Below are 15,824 nucleotides of genomic sequence, written 5' to 3'. Positions count from 1 at the left end.
CCTTTTCAGATGAGAGCACGTCCATGCGCAGCGTCCACGCGGTCCTGATTTCCCTCCTGCTCTGCCTGAGCGCCTGTTCCTCGCTGCCCTATAGAGACCCGGTAAAAGTCAACGTCGTGGGTATCGAGCCCCTGCAAGGCGAGGGCATGGAAGTGCGTTTTGCCGTGAAAATCCGCGTGCAGAACCCCAATGACATCAACCTCACTTATAGCGGCGTCGCCCTGGACCTGGACATCAACGGCCAGCCATTCGCCTCTGGGGTCACCGATGAAAGGGGCGAGATCGGGCGTTTTTCCGACACCGTCGTGAGCGTGCCGGTCAGCGTTTCGGCGCTTTCGGTGGTCCGCCAGACCTATGGCATCAGCCAGATGAAAACACTCGACAACCTGCCTTATATCCTGCACGGCAAACTCTCGGGCGGGGTGTTCAACACGACGCGCTTCGTGGACAGTGGCACGCTCAATCTGCCAAGGCCGATCACTGGCAGCCGTTGAAAGGCTGCCAGTGATCCGCACCGATGCCATTCAATTTGCCAGCGGGACTTCCCCCGAAGTAAATCCGCGAAATCATCCGTGAAGAATGGTCACTGCGCCGCTGAGCTCACTCGACGTCATTGAGAATCAGGCTGCGGTAATGCCCCGGATTTGACCCCGACCACTTGCGAAACGCCTTGTAGAACGAGCTGACGTCGGCGAACCCGAGCCGCGTGGCAATTTCACTGAAGCTGATCGCAGGCTCGGCCAGCCAGACAATCGCCAGTTCCTTGCGCACACCATCCTTGAGGCCTTGATAGGTCTGTCCTTCTTCGGCCAGTCGGCGGCGCAAAGTTGAAGCCGAGATGCACAGACGTTGCGCCAGGGCTTCGGTTTCGGGCCAGTGTTCAGCTGGCAGGTGGCGTAGATCGTGTTTGATACGGCTGGCCAGGCTCTGCGGATCGCGGTACTTCACCAGAATGTTCGCTGGCGCATGGACCAGGAATCGCTTGAGTTCCTCGGGGCTGCGCTTGATCGGCAAATCCAGGCAATCGGCGGAGAAAATCATCCGCGTGCGCGGACGGTCGAAACGCAGGTTCTCGGAAAACATTACCTGATAGTCATCGCAGAAATCCGGTTTCAAACAGCGTAGTTCGATGGCCAGAATCGGAATCCGCCGCCCTGCCAGCCAGCAGGCAACGCCGTGCACGATCATCCAATAGGTGAAATAGGTGAAGGCCCGGCGCGGGTCTTTGTCGTCCTCCAGCAGGACAATTTCCGCCAGGCTTTGCTGACGCACCAACTGCGCCGGCAGGTGTTCGAGGACCAACGACAGAAACGCCAAGCCGCTGGTCAGCCCCGCCGCCACGCTGGGCTGGAGCATGGCGCTGCGGCACAGAAACGCAAAACTGCCGGATTTCAGTTTGCGTGGGTCCATGCCAAAAAACTCATCATCCCCGCGCCGTGCCAGCAACCGCCACAGTCGTGCATAAGCCGCGGCCGGAACACGGGCGTCGGGGTTACCCAATAGCTGCGGGTCGATGCCAACCTTGATCAGCACCTCGTCCGTGGCGATGCCTGGTGCGCAGCTTTGCAACAGTGCTTCACGCACCAGTTGGATGGAGATGGTGTCTTTTTCCGACATGGATCGCGGCAAGCCCTGTTCTTGTTCGAGTGGAGGCATATTAGCCGAAACCACCCACTCACCGCAGATCCTGTGAGCCACGATACCTCGTGGGAGCGAGCTTGCTCGCGATTGCTTTTCTGAGACCCACCGGGTTTACAGAATGCGGTAAAGCAAGCGCTCGATCCGCACGCGACTCACGCGCTTGAGGAACTTGGCGACGCCCATCGGGTATTCGGCAAGGGTTTCCAGGCTCTGGAAATGCTCGATACGACGGGTGTGCTGGAAGATCTCTGTCAGCTCGTTGCGACGCGGCTCCAGCCACTCGCTGTGCGGATCATCGATCAACAAGGCGTTTTCCAGGTCGAGTCGAAACGCCCGCGGGTTGAGGTTGTTGCCGGTCAGCAAGGTATAACGCTGATCGATCCACATGCCCTTGAGGTGATAGGAGTTGTCGCCATCACGCCACAGGTGCAGGTTCAACTGACCGCTGTCGATGTTGCGCTGATGGCGCTTGGCAAACCGGCGCAAGCTGATTTCATACAGGTACGGCAGCGCCGAAATGACCCGGAACGGTTCGCTCGGCGGAATGTAGAAGTCGTTGGCCGTCTTGTCGCCGACCACAATGTCGATCTTCACCCCACGGGCCAGCGCACGGTTGATCTCACGGATGATCGCCAGCGGCAGGTTGAAGTACGGTGTGCAAATGGTCAGTTGCTGCCGGGCGCTGGCGATCAGTTCGCAGATCACCCGGTTCAGCGGATTGTTCTTGCCGACGCCGAGCAACGGACTGACTGACAAGCCAGCCCTGTCGGTGGTGCCCCGCGTAGTGTCATACGCCGCGTGCTTGAGGCGGCTGCGCAGGTCGCCGATGTCATGGCGCAGGCTGCGGGTGGTCGGCAGGTTCGGCAGGTCTAGGCGGTGCACGGCTTTTGAGGCCACCAGGCCGTGCTGCACCAGGTGCTGCATCGAATCAGCCAGTTCGCGATTGTGCAGCAGGTGATAGCGGTCATAGCGGTACTTGTCGAACTTGTGCAGATAGACGTTGTTCAGGCTCGCGCCGCTGTAGATCACACAGTCATCGATCACGAAGCCTTTGAGGTGCAACACACCGAACAGTTCGCGGGTTTGTACCGGGACGCCGTAGACCGGCACCACACTTTCGTGGGTGCGGGTCATTTCCTGATACCAGGCGGAGTTGCCCGGTTGTTTGCCGGCACCGATCAGGCCGCGCTGGGCGCGCAGCCAGTCGACCACCACCACCACGTCCAGTTCCGGACGCGCCAGTTTGGCCGCGTGCAAGGCATCGAGGATTTCCTGGCCGGCTTCATCCTGTTGCAGGTACAGCGCAACGATGTAAATGCGCCGGGTCGCGCCGGCGATTTTCTCCAGCAGGCAACGACGGAATTCGGCAGCGCCGCTGAGGATGCCGACGGCATCGGCTGTCAGCGGAAAACTGCGCAGTTTGGGCAGCAGGGAACGTTTGAAAAGCGACGGCATAGGGCTCGCAATGGGTCGAATCCGAAGAACCCGAGAGCTTACACCATGCAAAGGTTTGGGTCTTGTTACTGTCTGTAATATCCCCTTCGCGAGCAGGCTCGCTCCCACAGGGGGAATGCATTTCAATGTGGGAGCGAGCCTGCTCGCGAAGACCATTTATCAGGCGCCACAAAAATATTAATTGACCATGGAGAATGATCGTTCTACTGTTTGCCACATGAATGAAATCACTAGCAATGACACACGCGACATCATTCTGGATGTCACCGAAAAGTTGATCTACAAAAGTGGCATAGCCGCCACTGGCATGGATCTTCTGGTGAAAACCGCCGGCGTCTCCAGAAAAAGCATTTATCGCTACTTCGCCAACAAGGACGAACTGGTGGTGGCTGCCCTGCAACGCCGCGACCAGCGCTGGATGCATTGGTACCGCGAGGAAGTCGGCCAGGCCCAAACGCCGGCCGAGCGACTGCTCAACCTGTTTACCGTACTCAAATCGTGGTTCGCCAGCGAAGGCTTTCGCGGCTGCGCCTTCATCAACACCAGTGGCGAAACCGGCGACCCGCAAGACCCGGTGCGCCTGGTCGCCAAAGAACATAAACAGAAGCTGCTCGACTACGTGTGCGAGCTGTGTACCGAACAGGGTGCCGAGGATCCGCAGATGCTGGCCAGACAACTGCTGATCCTGATCGATGGTGCCATTACCGTGGCGCTTGTAATGGGTGATCACAGTGCCGCCGATAATGCGCAATGCATGGCGCGAAAGTTATTGGGCCTGTAGCAACTTAATCAAGCTCGACAGTTGTTTTAACTTTAACTTGATATGGAGACTTGAAATGTCTAATGCCGAAGTTCGTCCGCCATTACCCCCTTTCACCCGTGAATCGGCCATTGAAAAAGTTCGCCTGGCTGAAGACGGCTGGAACTCCCGCGACCCCGAGCGCGTGTCCCTGGCCTACACCCTGGACACCCAATGGCGCAATCGCGCCGAGTTCGCTTACAACCGCGAAGAAGCCAAGGGCTTCCTGACCCGTAAATGGGCCAAGGAGCTGGATTATCGACTGATCAAGGAACTCTGGGCCTTTACCGACAACCGCATCGCCGTGCGTTATGCCTATGAATGGCACGATGACTCGGGCAACTGGTTCCGTTCCTATGGCAACGAAAACTGGGAGTTCAACGAGGACGGCCTGATGGCCCGCCGCTTCGCCTGCATCAACGACATGCCGATCAAGGAAAGCGAGCGCAAGTTCCACTGGCCGCTGGGGCGTCGTCCTGACGATCACCCGAGTTTGTCGGATCTTGGCTTGTAAACACTTAGCAAAATGTGGGAGCGACGGTGCGGCGATCCGACCTGCTCGCGAAGGGGGTCATCAGATCCAGCATCAATGCTGGCTGACACACCGCTTTCGCGAGCAGGCTCGCTCCCACAATGGTTTTGTGGCGTTCAGGCCGGTAACATACCGCCCCTTCCCTGCAGCCTCTTTCTGCACCCGCCGAATAAGCCGACCCCATGCCTTTCGAACTCAGTGTTGACCTCTCCACCCTGGCCATCCTGGCCCTTGTCGCTTTTGTTGCCGGTTTCATCGATGCCATCGCCGGTGGCGGTGGTCTGTTGACCACCCCGGCCCTGTTGACCGCCGGCCTGCCGCCGCATCTGGTGCTAGGCACCAACAAGCTCAGTTCGACCTTCGGTTCGGCGATTGCCAGTTTCACCTTCTACCGCCGCAAGCTGTTCCACCCTGCACAATGGGTGCACGCCATCGTCGGAACCCTGGTCGGTGCGCTGACCGGTGCCGTGGTCGCGCATTACCTGCCAGCGGAATGGCTGAACAAGATGCTGCCAGTGATCGTCTTCGCTTGCGGGGTCTATCTATTGTTTGGCGGCACGCCGAAAGCGCCATCGGACAGCGACGCACCGATCAAGAAAACGTGGCAGTCGACCCAAGGCTTCAGCCTCGGCTTCTATGACGGCGTGGCCGGTCCCGGCACGGGCGCCTTCTGGACCGTGAGCAGCCTGCTGCTGTACCCCATCGACCTGGTGAAGGCCAGCGGAGTGGCGCGCAGCATGAACTTCGTCAGCAACGCGGCGGCGCTGTCGATCTTCATCTTTTCCGGTCAGGTGGACTGGATCATCGGCCTGTGCATGGGCTCGTCGTTGATGGTCGGCGCCTTCTTCGGCGCCCGCACCGCCATCAGCGGCGGCGCGAAATTCATTCGCCCGGTGTTCATCACCGTGGTGCTGGGCCTGACCGTGCGCCTAGCCTGGCAGCACTGGTTCAGCGTGGCCTAGACGCCGCGCCACATAGACGTCGATCAGGTAGCGGGCAATCGAGCGTGACGCCGGCAACGGCGGCAGCTCGTGCACGTTGAACCACCGGGCATCTTCGATCTCGTCTTCCTGACAGACGATCTCGCCACCGGCGTATTCGGCATGAAAGCCGAGCATCATCGAGTGCGGGAACGGCCAGCATTGGCTGCCCATGTACTGGATGTTCTTCACCTCGATGCTCACCTCTTCGCGAACCTCGCGAATCAGGCAGTCCTCGGCCGATTCGCCCGGCTCGGCAAACCCGGCCAGGGTGCTGTAGACACCCGGCACAAAACGCGGCGAACGGCCCAGCAGAATCTCGTCGCCACGGGTCACCAGCACGATCATGCTCGGCGAAATGCGCGGGTAATAGCGCAAGTCACACGGCTCGCAGTACATCGCCCGTTCACGCACCACCTGATGGGTCGCCTGCCCGCAATTGCCGCAAAAGCGGTGCTCGCGGGCCCAGGTGCCGATCTGTGCGGCGTAACCGAGCACCTTGTAGAGCGTGTGATCGCCTTCCAGCATGAACGCCCGCAGGCCTTTCCAGTTGCAGCCCGGCACCTCGCTGTGACTGCGCAACTCCAGCAGATAGACCGGCTCGCCGTCGAGATGACCAATGCCATGCTCAGCGAGAATCGACAGGTCCTGGCGCTTTAACCATTCACGCGCAAACAAGGCGCCATTGTCATCGAACAGAAAACCCTCGGGGCTGCGCGCGACGGCCCAGCCACCAGGTTGATCGGTGTCCAGTACTGCAGTGGTCCAGCGAGGAATCATGGTTAATCAATCCAGAAATTCGGGTTTCTGTTTGCTCATATGGGCGGCCATGGCCACGCGCAGATCGGTGGATTGCAGCATGGCGGCGTTCCAGGTGGCGATGTATTCGAGTCCATCATCGATGCGATGGTCACGCATGTAGCTGATCATCTCTTTGGTGCCGGTGACGGCGATCGGCGACTTGCCGGCGATGTCGCGGGCAATGCCCATGACACCGTCGAGCAGGCTGGCGTTGTCGCTGTAGACGCGATTGACCAGGCCCATGCCCCGCGCTTCGTCGGCGCCAAAGGTGCGACCAGTGTAAGCCAGTTCACGCAGCATGCCGTCACCGATGATTCGCGGCAAGCGTTGCAATGTGCCGACGTCGGCAGCCATGCCGATGTCGATTTCCTTGATTGAAAACTGTGCGTCTGCAGCGGCATAACGCATGTCACACGCTGCAATCAGGTCGATGGCGCCACCCAGGCAGTAACCCTGTATGGCCGCAAGCACCGGTTTGCGGCAGTTATCGACCGCATTGAACGACGCTTGCAAGGTGAGAATCTTGCGTCGCAACAGGCGCGCATTGCGGCCGACGTCCTTGCCAAGCTCATTGGCCACGCCGGCCAGCATCATCAGGTCGATACCCGAGGAGAAATGCTTGCCTGCCCCGCTGAGCACCACCACGCGCACTTCATCAGTGTCGTCGACCCACTGGAAGATCTCGACGATCTCGCTCCAGAACGCAGCGTTCATCGAGTTGATCTTTTCCGGGCGGTTGATCTGCACATGGGCGATTTTATCGACCAGTTCGACGTTGAACGCGGTGTAACGAGACATGCCAGTGATCCTTTTGCGGGCAGAAATGAGGCCCGAACTATAACAAGGCATCAAGGCAGGCAGTAAGGCAGTGGTTCAGCCAAATGCGGGACTCATCGCGCGCACCAAAACGGTGCACTGCCGCTCGATCGCGTCGCACATTTATGTGACTGCCCGGTGACTTTTTGAGGCCAAAACGCAAAAAAACATGCACTTCGTCGGGGCGCCCGCACCTCGATCAGGCACGTCCGTACCGCTACAAACCAATTGTCGAACAATTTTGCCATCTGCCCTTTACCGCTCTAAGTTCTGGCCTAGACTCATTTTCTCGAGACGAAACCGGTCGGTCACAAAGTGGAAAAAAAGTCGAAACTTTTTCCAATCCCGATCGGTCCTCTGACAAGAAGGTGCGTTGCGACTGGTGCAATCCTTGCAACGGCTCATTCACCCCTTTTGCTTCGACGCATTGGGCAGCGTTTGCTCACTGATGCGTAGCGCGATTGCGCCTGGCCAGCGGAATTGGCCATGAAACACCGTTTGCCAGACCTAAGAATTAGATCAACAACACGGGAGATTCATATGATCGGTACGGCTTTGGAAATACAGGGAGAGCGTGCTCATCAGGTCGGCGAATCGAGCGCCGTAACTGCCGCAAATACCCACCCCATCAGCATTCCTGGCACCAGGACGCTGACCCCGGCAGCCAACCAGAATCCGAACCGTAAAAAAGTGTTGTTCGTCACCTCGGAAATTGCCGACCTGGTGAAAACCGGTGGCCTGGGCGACGTTTCCGCAGCGCTGCCACGGGCCATGGCTCACCTGCATGATGTGCGGGTGTTGATCCCGGGTTACCCGCAGGTGCTGCACAGCGAGAACCCCATTCATATCATCGGTGAGCTTGGCGGGCATGCTGCATTGCCACCGTGCAAGATCGGGCGCATGGACATGCCCGATGGTCTGGTCATTTACGTGTTGATCTGCCCCGAACTCTACGAGCGCGAAGGTTCGCCCTACGGCGCCAACAACGGCCGCGACTGGCCGGACAACCATATCCGTTTCGCCCGCCTGGGCCTGGCGGCGGCGGATATTGCCGCCAACCTCGCACAAATCCACTGGTGCCCGGACCTGGTGCACGCCCACGACTGGCCCGCCGGCCTGGCCCCGGCCTACATGCACTGGCGTGGACAACGCACGCCGACGCTGTTCACCATTCACAACCTGGCGTATCAAGGCGTGACCAGCCTGGGCTCATGCCCCGAACTGGGCATTCCCCATCACGCGCTGCAACAGGAAGGCATGGAGTTCTACGGCAAGATGTCGTTCCTCAAGGCCGGCATGGCCTATTCGAGCCACATCACCACCGTCAGCGCGACCTACGCCCAGGAAATCACCACCCCGGATTTCGGCTGCGGTCTCGACGGTTTTCTCGCCGCCAAGACCCAGCAAGGCCTGCTCAGCGGGATACCCAACGGCATCGATGAAAGCTGGGATGCGGCGACTGATCCGCACCTGTTCTGCCCGTTCAACATCGGCGACTGGGATGGCAAGGCGGTGAACGCCGCCCATGTCCGCGAGCTGTTCGGCCTGCAAGACTCCGAAGGGCCGCTGTTCGCCGTGGTTTCGCGCCTGGTCTACCAGAAAGGCCTGGACCTGACCGAAGCGGTCTCCGAATACATCGTCAAATCCGGCGGCCAGATCGCGATCATCGGCCGTGGCGAGCCGGAAGAAGAACAGTCGATGCGCGAACTGGCCCTGCGCTTCCCCGGGCAGATCGGCGTGCGTATTGGCTTTAACGAAACCGATGCCCGGCGCATGTTCGCCGGCAGCGACTTCCTGCTGATGCCTTCGCGTTACGAGCCCTGCGGCTTGAGCCAGATGTACGCCCAGCGCTTCGGCTCATTGCCGGTGGCACGCAATACCGGTGGCCTGGCCGACACCATCGAAAACGGCGTGACCGGGTTCCTGTTCGATGAATCCACGGTGCAAAGTTACAAGGAAGCCCTGAGCCGCGCGTTCAAGGTATTTGCCTTCCCCGACTTGCTGCACGCCATGCGGTGCCGGGCCATGGCTGCACCGTTCAACTGGTGCAAGGCGGTCGTACCCTACGCCGAGCTTTACGAACAGCTTGTGGCGAAAGCGTTGGGGAAATCGAACAAACAGTAGAGGCTTTCAAGATGCCGTTACGGACCCTTGAGACCTGGCCTCACGGCGCAATCATGCTGGACGCAGAGCACACGCGATTCGCGTTGTGGGCGCCAGATGCGTTTTACGTCAGTGTCGAACTGGAAAATGGACAGTCCTTGCCGTTGCTGCCCCAGGCCGACGGCTGGTTCGTGAGCAACACCCGATGCCCGGCGGGTACGCGTTACCGCTACAGCATCGACGGCGAACTGGAAGTACCCGACCCGGCCTCCCGCGCCCAGGCCGGCGATATCGACCGACACAGCGTGGTGGTCGATCCGCTGGCCTATGCGTGGCAACACAGTACCTGGTTGGGACGACCATGGAACGAAGCAGTGATCTATGAATTGCATGTCGGTGCGCTCGGCGGCTTCAGTGCCGTCGAGCAGCATCTGGCACGCCTGGTCGAACTGGGCGTCACCGCGATCGAACTGATGCCCATCGCGCAGTTTCCCGGTGAGCGCAATTGGGGTTATGACGGCGTCCTGCCCTACGCACCCCAGGCTTCATACGGCTCCCCCGAGCAACTCAAGCACTTGATCGACACCGCCCACGGCCACGGCCTGGCGGTGATCCTCGACGTGGTCTACAACCACTTCGGCCCGGACGGCAATTACCTGCATCGTTATGCCAAGGGCTTTTTTCGCCAGGACAAACACACGCCGTGGGGCGCAGCCATCGACTTGCGCCGTCGCGAAGTACGGGACTTCTTCATCGAAAACGCCTTGATGTGGTTGCTGGAATACCGTTTCGACGGGTTGCGCCTGGACGCGGTGCACGCCATCGAAGACCCGGATTTCCTCCAGGAACTGGCGCAACGGGTGCGCCAGCAGACGGGGCCGGCGCGGCATGTCTGGCTGATGGTGGAGAACGAACACAACCAGGCCAGCTTGCTGGAACAGGGTTACGACGCGCAGTGGAACGATGACGGCCATAACGCCCTGCATGTGTTGCTGACCGGAGAATCCGATGCCTATTACGCCGATTACGCGCAAAACCCCACCGAACAACTGGCGTGCTGCCTGAGCCAGGGTTTCGTGTTCCAGGGCGATCTCAACCGCCATGGTGTGGCGCGCGGTGAACCCAGTGGGCATTTGCCGCCCGGCGCATTCATCCTGTTTTTGCAAAACCATGACCAGATCGGCAATCGGGCCTTCGGCGAGCGCCTGCATCAACTTGCCCATCCGCAAGCGCTGCGGGCCGCCACCGTATTGCTGCTGTTGTCGCCGATGATTCCGCTGCTGTTCATGGGTGACGAGTTCGCCGTCGAACAACCCTTCCTGTTTTTCACCAGCCATCATGGCGAATTAGCAAAGCGGGTCCGCGACGGCCGACGTAACGAGTTCGCCGCATTCAGCGCGTTTGCGGACCCGCGTCAACGCAAACACATTCCGGACCCGAATGATCCGCAAACGTTCGAAGCGTCGCGCCCGGTCCTGCCATCGACCGGTCATTCAGAAATGCACGACCTTTATTGCCGACTATTGCAGATCCGCCATCGGCTCATCATGCCGCGCCTGCCGGGCACCCAGGCACTGGGCACAGACGTGCTGGGCGAAGGCGCGGTGAGTGCATCCTGGCGCTTGGGCGATGGCAGCCAACTGCGTATTGACCTGAACCTCGGCGACAGGCCCGTATTCCACACCGCACAGACCGGTGCCGCACGGTTGTTCGAATACCCACCAGAAAGCGCCGACCTGCTGGACCAGGGCACCCTTGCTCCGTATTGCGCACTAGTCAGCCTCGTCGCAGCAGCCCCCTTTGCTACCCCGTATGGAGAGCGTCCATGAGTGATGCGCAACTGGAAATTCTGGCCAGCCGTGCCGGCCTCGCGGTCGACTGGATCGACGCCAACGGCCGCCCGCAAAGAGTCGCGCCGTCGGTGTTGCGCAACGTGCTGACCGGCCTGGGCCACCCGGCTGGCAGTGCCCAGGAAATCGACGCCAGCCTGCTGGAGTTACAGGCAGCGCAACAGACACACCGCTTGCCGCCATTGATGACCGCCGATGTGGGGGTTGGCCTGGACCTGGCGCGCTACTTCGAGCCTGATACCCCTTGCGAAATCCACCTCGAGGACGGCTCGCGGCTCAACCTGAAGCTGGACGCCAAAGCGGTGCTGCCGGGGCTGGTACCGGTCGGCTATCAACAGGTCGACATCGACGGGCAAACCTTCACCCTCGCCGTGGCCCCGGCCCGTTGCTACAGCGTGGCCGATGCCGTGGATAACCCGATCCCGCGTGCCTGGGGCCTGAGCGTGCAGTTGTATGGTTTGCGCCGCCCCGGCGATGGCGGGTTTGGTGACACCCAGGCGCTTGAGGAACTCGCCCGGGTCGCCGGTGAACGTGGCGCCGAGGCACTGGCGATCAGCCCGTTGCATGCAATGTTTTCCAGTGACACACAGCGCTATAGCCCGTATTCGCCGTCCAGCCGTTTGTTTCTCAACAGCCTTTACTGCGCCCCCGGCACCATTCTCGGCGAACGCGCCCTGCGTACCGCCATTGATGCAACCGGGCTGGCCATTGAACTCAAGGCGCTGGAAGAACGCCCGCTGATTGACTGGCCGGCCGCCGCCGAAGCCAAGCATCGATTGTTGCAGGCACTGTATGAAGGCTTCGTCCAGGGTGAACACCCGTTGCATGAAGACTTCAGCAGTTTTCGTCACGCTGGGGGCGAAGCGCTGGAAAACCATTGCCGCTTCGAAGCCATCCAGGAAGCTCGCGCTGCCCGCGGTGAACACCTCGACTGGCGGCTGTGGCCCGAACCCTGGCGCAACCCGCGCAGCGCCGAAGTAACGGCATTTACCGAAGAGAATGCCGGACGCATCGGCTTCTTCGCTTTCTGTCAGTGGCTGATCGCTCGCTGCCTGGAGCGTGCGCAAGCCGCCGCCCGCGCCAGTGGCATGAGTATCGGCCTGATCGCCGATCTGGCCGTCGGTGCCGATGGCAGCGGCAGCCAGGCCTGGAGCCGTCAGGACGAACTGCTCGCCGCCCTGACCGTCGGTGCGCCACCGGACATTCTCAACCGCAGTGGCCAGGGCTGGGGAATTTCCGCATTCGCCCCTGAAGGCCTGGTACGCAATGGTTTTCGTGCCTTCATCGAAATGCTGCGGGCCAATTTCGCCCATTGCGGTGGCTTGCGTATCGATCACGTCATGGGGCTGCAGCGCTTGTGGGTGATCCCCAACGGCTCGCCACCGACCGACGGAGCTTACCTGTACTACCCGGTGGACGACCTGCTGCGTTTGTTGACCCTCGAATCCCATCGTCACCAGGCCATCGTCCTCGGCGAAGACCTCGGCACCGTGCCGGACGGCCTGCGGGAAAAACTCATCGCCCGCTCGATGCTCGGCATGCGGGTATTGCTGTTCGAGCAGGACAACACTCACTTCAAGCCAATCCTCGACTGGCCGGACAACGCCCTGGCGACCACCAGCACCCATGACCTGCCCACCCTCAACGGCTGGTGGCATGGCCGGGACATCGACTGGAACGCCCGGCTCGGCATGATCGATGCCAGCGGCGAAATCGAATGGCGCCAGCACCGCGAGCGCGAGCGTGAAGGCCTGCGCCGGGCGTTGAGCCAGGACCCGCAGAACTTTCGCGAGGAGTCCCACGAAACAGACCAGGTGCTCGATGCCAGCGTGCGCTTTCTCGGCCATACCCGAGCACCCTTGGTGCTGCTGCCGCTGGAAGATGCCCTTGGCGTTGAACAACAGGCCAACCTGCCGGGTACCATCGACACCCACCCGAACTGGTCGCGGCGCTTGCCCGGATACAGCGAAGCCCTGCTCGATGGAGCGGATGCCGCGCGGCGCCTGGAACTGCTCGCCTGTGCGCGACTTCAGGCGGTCGAGCGTGATCGATGACTCAAGTGCCGACACGACCGCTGCGCGCCACATTGCGCCTGCAATTTCATAAAGGCTTCACCCTGGAAGATGCAGTGCCACTGGTGCCTTTTTTCGCTCGCCTCGGCATCAGCCATGTCTATGCCTCCCCGCTGCTTCGTGCTCGCGCCGGGTCCGTGCATGGCTATGACGTGGTCGACCCGACCAGGGTCAACCCGGAGCTGGGCGGAGAAGTGGCGCTGCGCTGCCTGGTCAGTGCCTTGCACGAGCAGAACATGGGTTTGATCCTCGACATCGTCTCCAATCACATGGCGGTCGGTGGCAGTGATAATCCCTGGTGGCTGGATTTGCTGGAATGGGGGCGCCTGAGCCCCTACGGCGAGTTTTTCGATATCCAGTGGCACTCTTCCGATCCGTTGATGGAGGGTCAGTTGCTCCTGCCGTTTCTGGGCAGCGATTACGGCGTCGCGTTGCAGGACGGCACCCTGCCCTTGCGATTCGATGCCTGGCACGGCAGCTTCCATGTCGAGCACTACGAACACCGCTTTCCCGTTTGCCCCTGCGATTACGGCGAACTGCTCAAGACCGATGCACTGCTTGATACGCAACAGGCCGAACAACTCAAATCCCTGGCCGATCGCTTCAGCACACTGAGCTACCAGAGCGACGCCCACAGCCTGGCCATCCCACTGAAAGCAGAACTGCGCGATCTGGTCTGCGATCCGGCCATTGCCCAGGCCATTGACCAGCACCTGAAAAACTACGACTCAGTGACCGGCGAAGGCTTCCAGCGCCTGCACAGCCTGCTGGAACGCCAGAGCTATCGCCTCGCCAGCTGGCGCACTGCCGCCGATGACATCAACTGGCGACGCTTCTTTGATATCAATGAACTCGGCGGACTGCGCGTCGAGCGGCCCGCTGTGTTCGAAGCCACCCACGCAAAGATCTTCCAATTGGTGGCTGAGGGGTTGATCGACGGATTGCGCATCGACCACATCGACGGCCTTGCCGACCCGCGGGGCTACTGCCGAAAGCTGCGTCGCCGGGTCGACAGTCTGTCTGCGGGCCGTCACCTGCCAATCCATGTTGAAAAGATCCTCGGCGAAGGCGAAACCCTGCATCGCGACTGGTCGGTGGATGGCACCACCGGTTACGAATTCATGAACCAGTTGTCACTCCTGCAACATGATCCACGGGGCGCGCAGACGCTGGCCCAACTCTGGCATCGTCACAGCGAGCGGCCCGCCGACTTCTCCCGGGAAGCACAGCTGGCCCGCCAGCAAATCCTCAGCAGTTCCCTGGCCGGGGATTTCGAAAGCGTCGCCCAGGCCCTGCTGCAAGTGGCCCGGGACAATCTCATGACCCGCGACCTGACCCTCGGCGCCATTCGCCGGGCCTTGCAGGCGCTGATCGTGCATTTCCCGGTGTACCGCACCTACATCGGCGCCCTCGGCCGGTCGGCCCGGGACGAGGTATTTTTCCAGCAGGCCATGGACGGCGCCCGCCAATCACTGGGCGAGGCAGACTGGCCGGTGCTCGACTGCCTGGCCGGCTGGCTCGGCGGTGAGCCCTGGCGGCTACGCCCGGCCGGTCGTCAGCGCAAGCGCCTCAAGCACGCCTGCGTTCGTTTCCAGCAACTGACTTCGCCGGCCGCGGCGAAAGCAGTGGAAGACACTGCGCTCTATCGTTCGGCAGTCCTGCTCTCGCGCAATGACGTGGGGTTCAACACCGAGCAGTTCAGTGCGCCGGTTGCCGACTTCCATCAGGCCTGCATCGAGCGTCTCGACACCTTCCCGGACAATCTGCTGGCCAGCGCCACCCACGATCACAAGCGTGGCGAAGATTCACGCGCGCGGCTGGCGGTGTTGAGCGAACGCAGCAATTGGTTCGCCGCGCAGATCGGCCTGTGGCGCACCCTCGCCCGGCCATTGCGCAATGACGATCAATCGCCGTCGGCGGGCGATGAATTGATCCTGTATCAAACGATCCTCGGCAGTTGGCCGCTGGACCTCGATATCGATCATCGGCCGGCGCTCGAGGCCTATGCAAAGCGCCTTTGGCAATGGCAACGCAAGGCCTTGCGCGAAGCCAAACTGCAAAGCAGTTGGAGCACACCCAATGACACTTACGAGCAAGCGACGGAGGACTTTATCCAGCGCTTGCTGCTCAGCCCCGAAGGTGAGCTGTTGCGTGCGGCCCTCGCCAAGGCTGCCCGCTCGATTGCCATCCCCGGGGCGCTCAACGGTTTGGCGCAAACCTTGCTGCGCATGACCGTGCCCGGCGTGCCGGACCTTTATCAGGGCAACGATTTCTGGGACTTCAGCCTGGTCGATCCGGACAACCGTCGACCGGTGGATTACACCCGTCGCCAGCGGGCGATGCTGTCATCGGTTGAGCCACCTGATCTGCTGGCGAACTGGCGTGACGGGCGCATCAAGCAGGCCTTGATTGCGCGCACCCTGGGTCTGCGGGCCGAGCATGCCGAGCTGTTTCGGCGTGGCGCCTACCAGGCCCTGGAAGTGGTGGGCAGCGAGGCCCATCGAGTACTGGGCTTTGTCCGTGAACGGGAGGGAAAACGCGCCATCGTGATTGTGCCGATACGCTGTGCCGAACTGCTGGGAAACAGTGCCGAACCACAGGTCCACGCGCCGCTGTGGGGCGATACACGGGTCAAATTGCCGTTCACCGTCCCTGACGAACATCTGAAGGGACTTTTTTCCGGCATCACAGTCACAAAACACAGGGAGCTGCTGATCAGCGCCGCGCTGGGGGATTTCCCGGTCAATCTCATTATTCAAATTACCCACACTTGAG

The 15,824-nt window shown here is 60.9% G+C and carries 12 protein-coding genes; 8 read left to right on the top strand and 4 right to left on the bottom strand.

Annotation, left to right across the window (positions count from 1 at the left end; genetic code table 11):
• Positions 1-23: 23 nt before the first annotated feature.
• Entirely contained in the window at positions 24-494 is a 471-nt protein-coding gene (locus CAF65_RS03020) for an LEA type 2 family protein (RefSeq protein ID WP_085714953.1), read from the top strand.
• A gap of 106 nt (positions 495-600) precedes the next feature.
• Here CAF65_RS03020 and CAF65_RS03015 read toward each other — a convergent pair whose 3' ends face one another.
• On the bottom strand, positions 601-1,617 hold the full coding sequence (locus tag CAF65_RS03015) for an AraC family transcriptional regulator (protein WP_085715231.1): 1,017 nt from the start codon (positions 1,615-1,617) through the stop codon (positions 601-603).
• 135 nt (positions 1,618-1,752) lie between these two features.
• Positions 1,753-3,096, bottom strand: a complete 1,344-nt coding sequence (gene pssA / locus CAF65_RS03010; protein ID WP_085714952.1) for a CDP-diacylglycerol--serine O-phosphatidyltransferase — start codon at positions 3,094-3,096, stop codon at positions 1,753-1,755.
• A 217-nt stretch (positions 3,097-3,313) separates the two neighbouring features.
• Between pssA and CAF65_RS03005 the strand changes: the two genes are divergently transcribed.
• The 3 genes from CAF65_RS03005 (at position 3,314) to CAF65_RS02995 (ending at position 5,389) form a co-directional block, all read left to right on the top strand.
• Positions 3,314-3,877: a TetR/AcrR family transcriptional regulator gene (locus CAF65_RS03005; RefSeq protein WP_085714951.1), complete on the top strand. Its 564-nt coding sequence runs from the start codon at positions 3,314-3,316 to the stop codon at positions 3,875-3,877.
• A gap of 55 nt (positions 3,878-3,932) precedes the next feature.
• A complete protein-coding gene (locus CAF65_RS03000; protein ID WP_085714950.1) occupies positions 3,933-4,409 on the top strand; it encodes a nuclear transport factor 2 family protein in 477 nt (158 codons plus the stop codon).
• Between the two features lie 200 nt (positions 4,410-4,609).
• On the top strand, positions 4,610-5,389 hold the full coding sequence (locus CAF65_RS02995) for a TSUP family transporter (RefSeq protein ID WP_085714949.1): 780 nt from the start codon (positions 4,610-4,612) through the stop codon (positions 5,387-5,389).
• Here CAF65_RS02995 and nudC read toward each other — a convergent pair.
• Positions 5,357-6,187 carry an NAD(+) diphosphatase gene (gene nudC / locus CAF65_RS02990; RefSeq protein WP_085714948.1) on the bottom strand — a complete coding sequence of 277 codons (831 nt, stop codon included), beginning with the start codon at positions 6,185-6,187 and terminating at the stop codon, positions 5,357-5,359. The genes CAF65_RS02995 and nudC overlap by 33 nt on opposite strands.
• Positions 6,188-6,193: 6 nt before the next feature.
• On the bottom strand, positions 6,194-7,006 hold the full coding sequence (locus tag CAF65_RS02985) for a crotonase/enoyl-CoA hydratase family protein (RefSeq protein ID WP_085714947.1): 813 nt from the start codon (positions 7,004-7,006) through the stop codon (positions 6,194-6,196).
• Between the two features lie 558 nt (positions 7,007-7,564).
• Between CAF65_RS02985 and glgA the strand changes: the two genes are divergently transcribed.
• Genes glgA through CAF65_RS02965 form a run of 4 tightly spaced genes read left to right on the top strand, consistent with a single transcriptional unit; the run spans position 7,565 to position 15,823 of the window.
• Positions 7,565-9,148 (top strand): glycogen synthase GlgA, encoded by a 1,584-nt coding sequence (gene glgA / locus CAF65_RS02980; RefSeq protein WP_085714946.1) that lies wholly within the window; start codon positions 7,565-7,567, stop codon positions 9,146-9,148.
• An 11-nt stretch (positions 9,149-9,159) separates the two neighbouring features.
• Positions 9,160-10,956: a malto-oligosyltrehalose trehalohydrolase gene (gene treZ / locus CAF65_RS02975; RefSeq protein ID WP_085714945.1), complete on the top strand. Its 1,797-nt coding sequence runs from the start codon at positions 9,160-9,162 to the stop codon at positions 10,954-10,956.
• Entirely contained in the window at positions 10,953-13,031 is a 2,079-nt protein-coding gene (gene malQ, locus CAF65_RS02970) for a 4-alpha-glucanotransferase (protein WP_085714944.1), read from the top strand. Before treZ ends, malQ begins: the two co-directional genes overlap by 4 nt.
• Entirely contained in the window at positions 13,028-15,823 is a 2,796-nt protein-coding gene (locus tag CAF65_RS02965; RefSeq protein ID WP_085714943.1) for a malto-oligosyltrehalose synthase, read from the top strand. Before malQ ends, CAF65_RS02965 begins: the two co-directional genes overlap by 4 nt.
• Position 15,824: the final 1 nt, after the last annotated feature.

The organism is Pseudomonas sp. B28(2017), from assembly GCF_002113025.1.
In the GTDB taxonomy this organism is placed as follows: domain Bacteria; phylum Pseudomonadota; class Gammaproteobacteria; order Pseudomonadales; family Pseudomonadaceae; genus Aquipseudomonas.
Note: the sequence above shows the minus strand (reverse complement) of the source record. Positions and strands in the feature narration are given on the sequence as shown.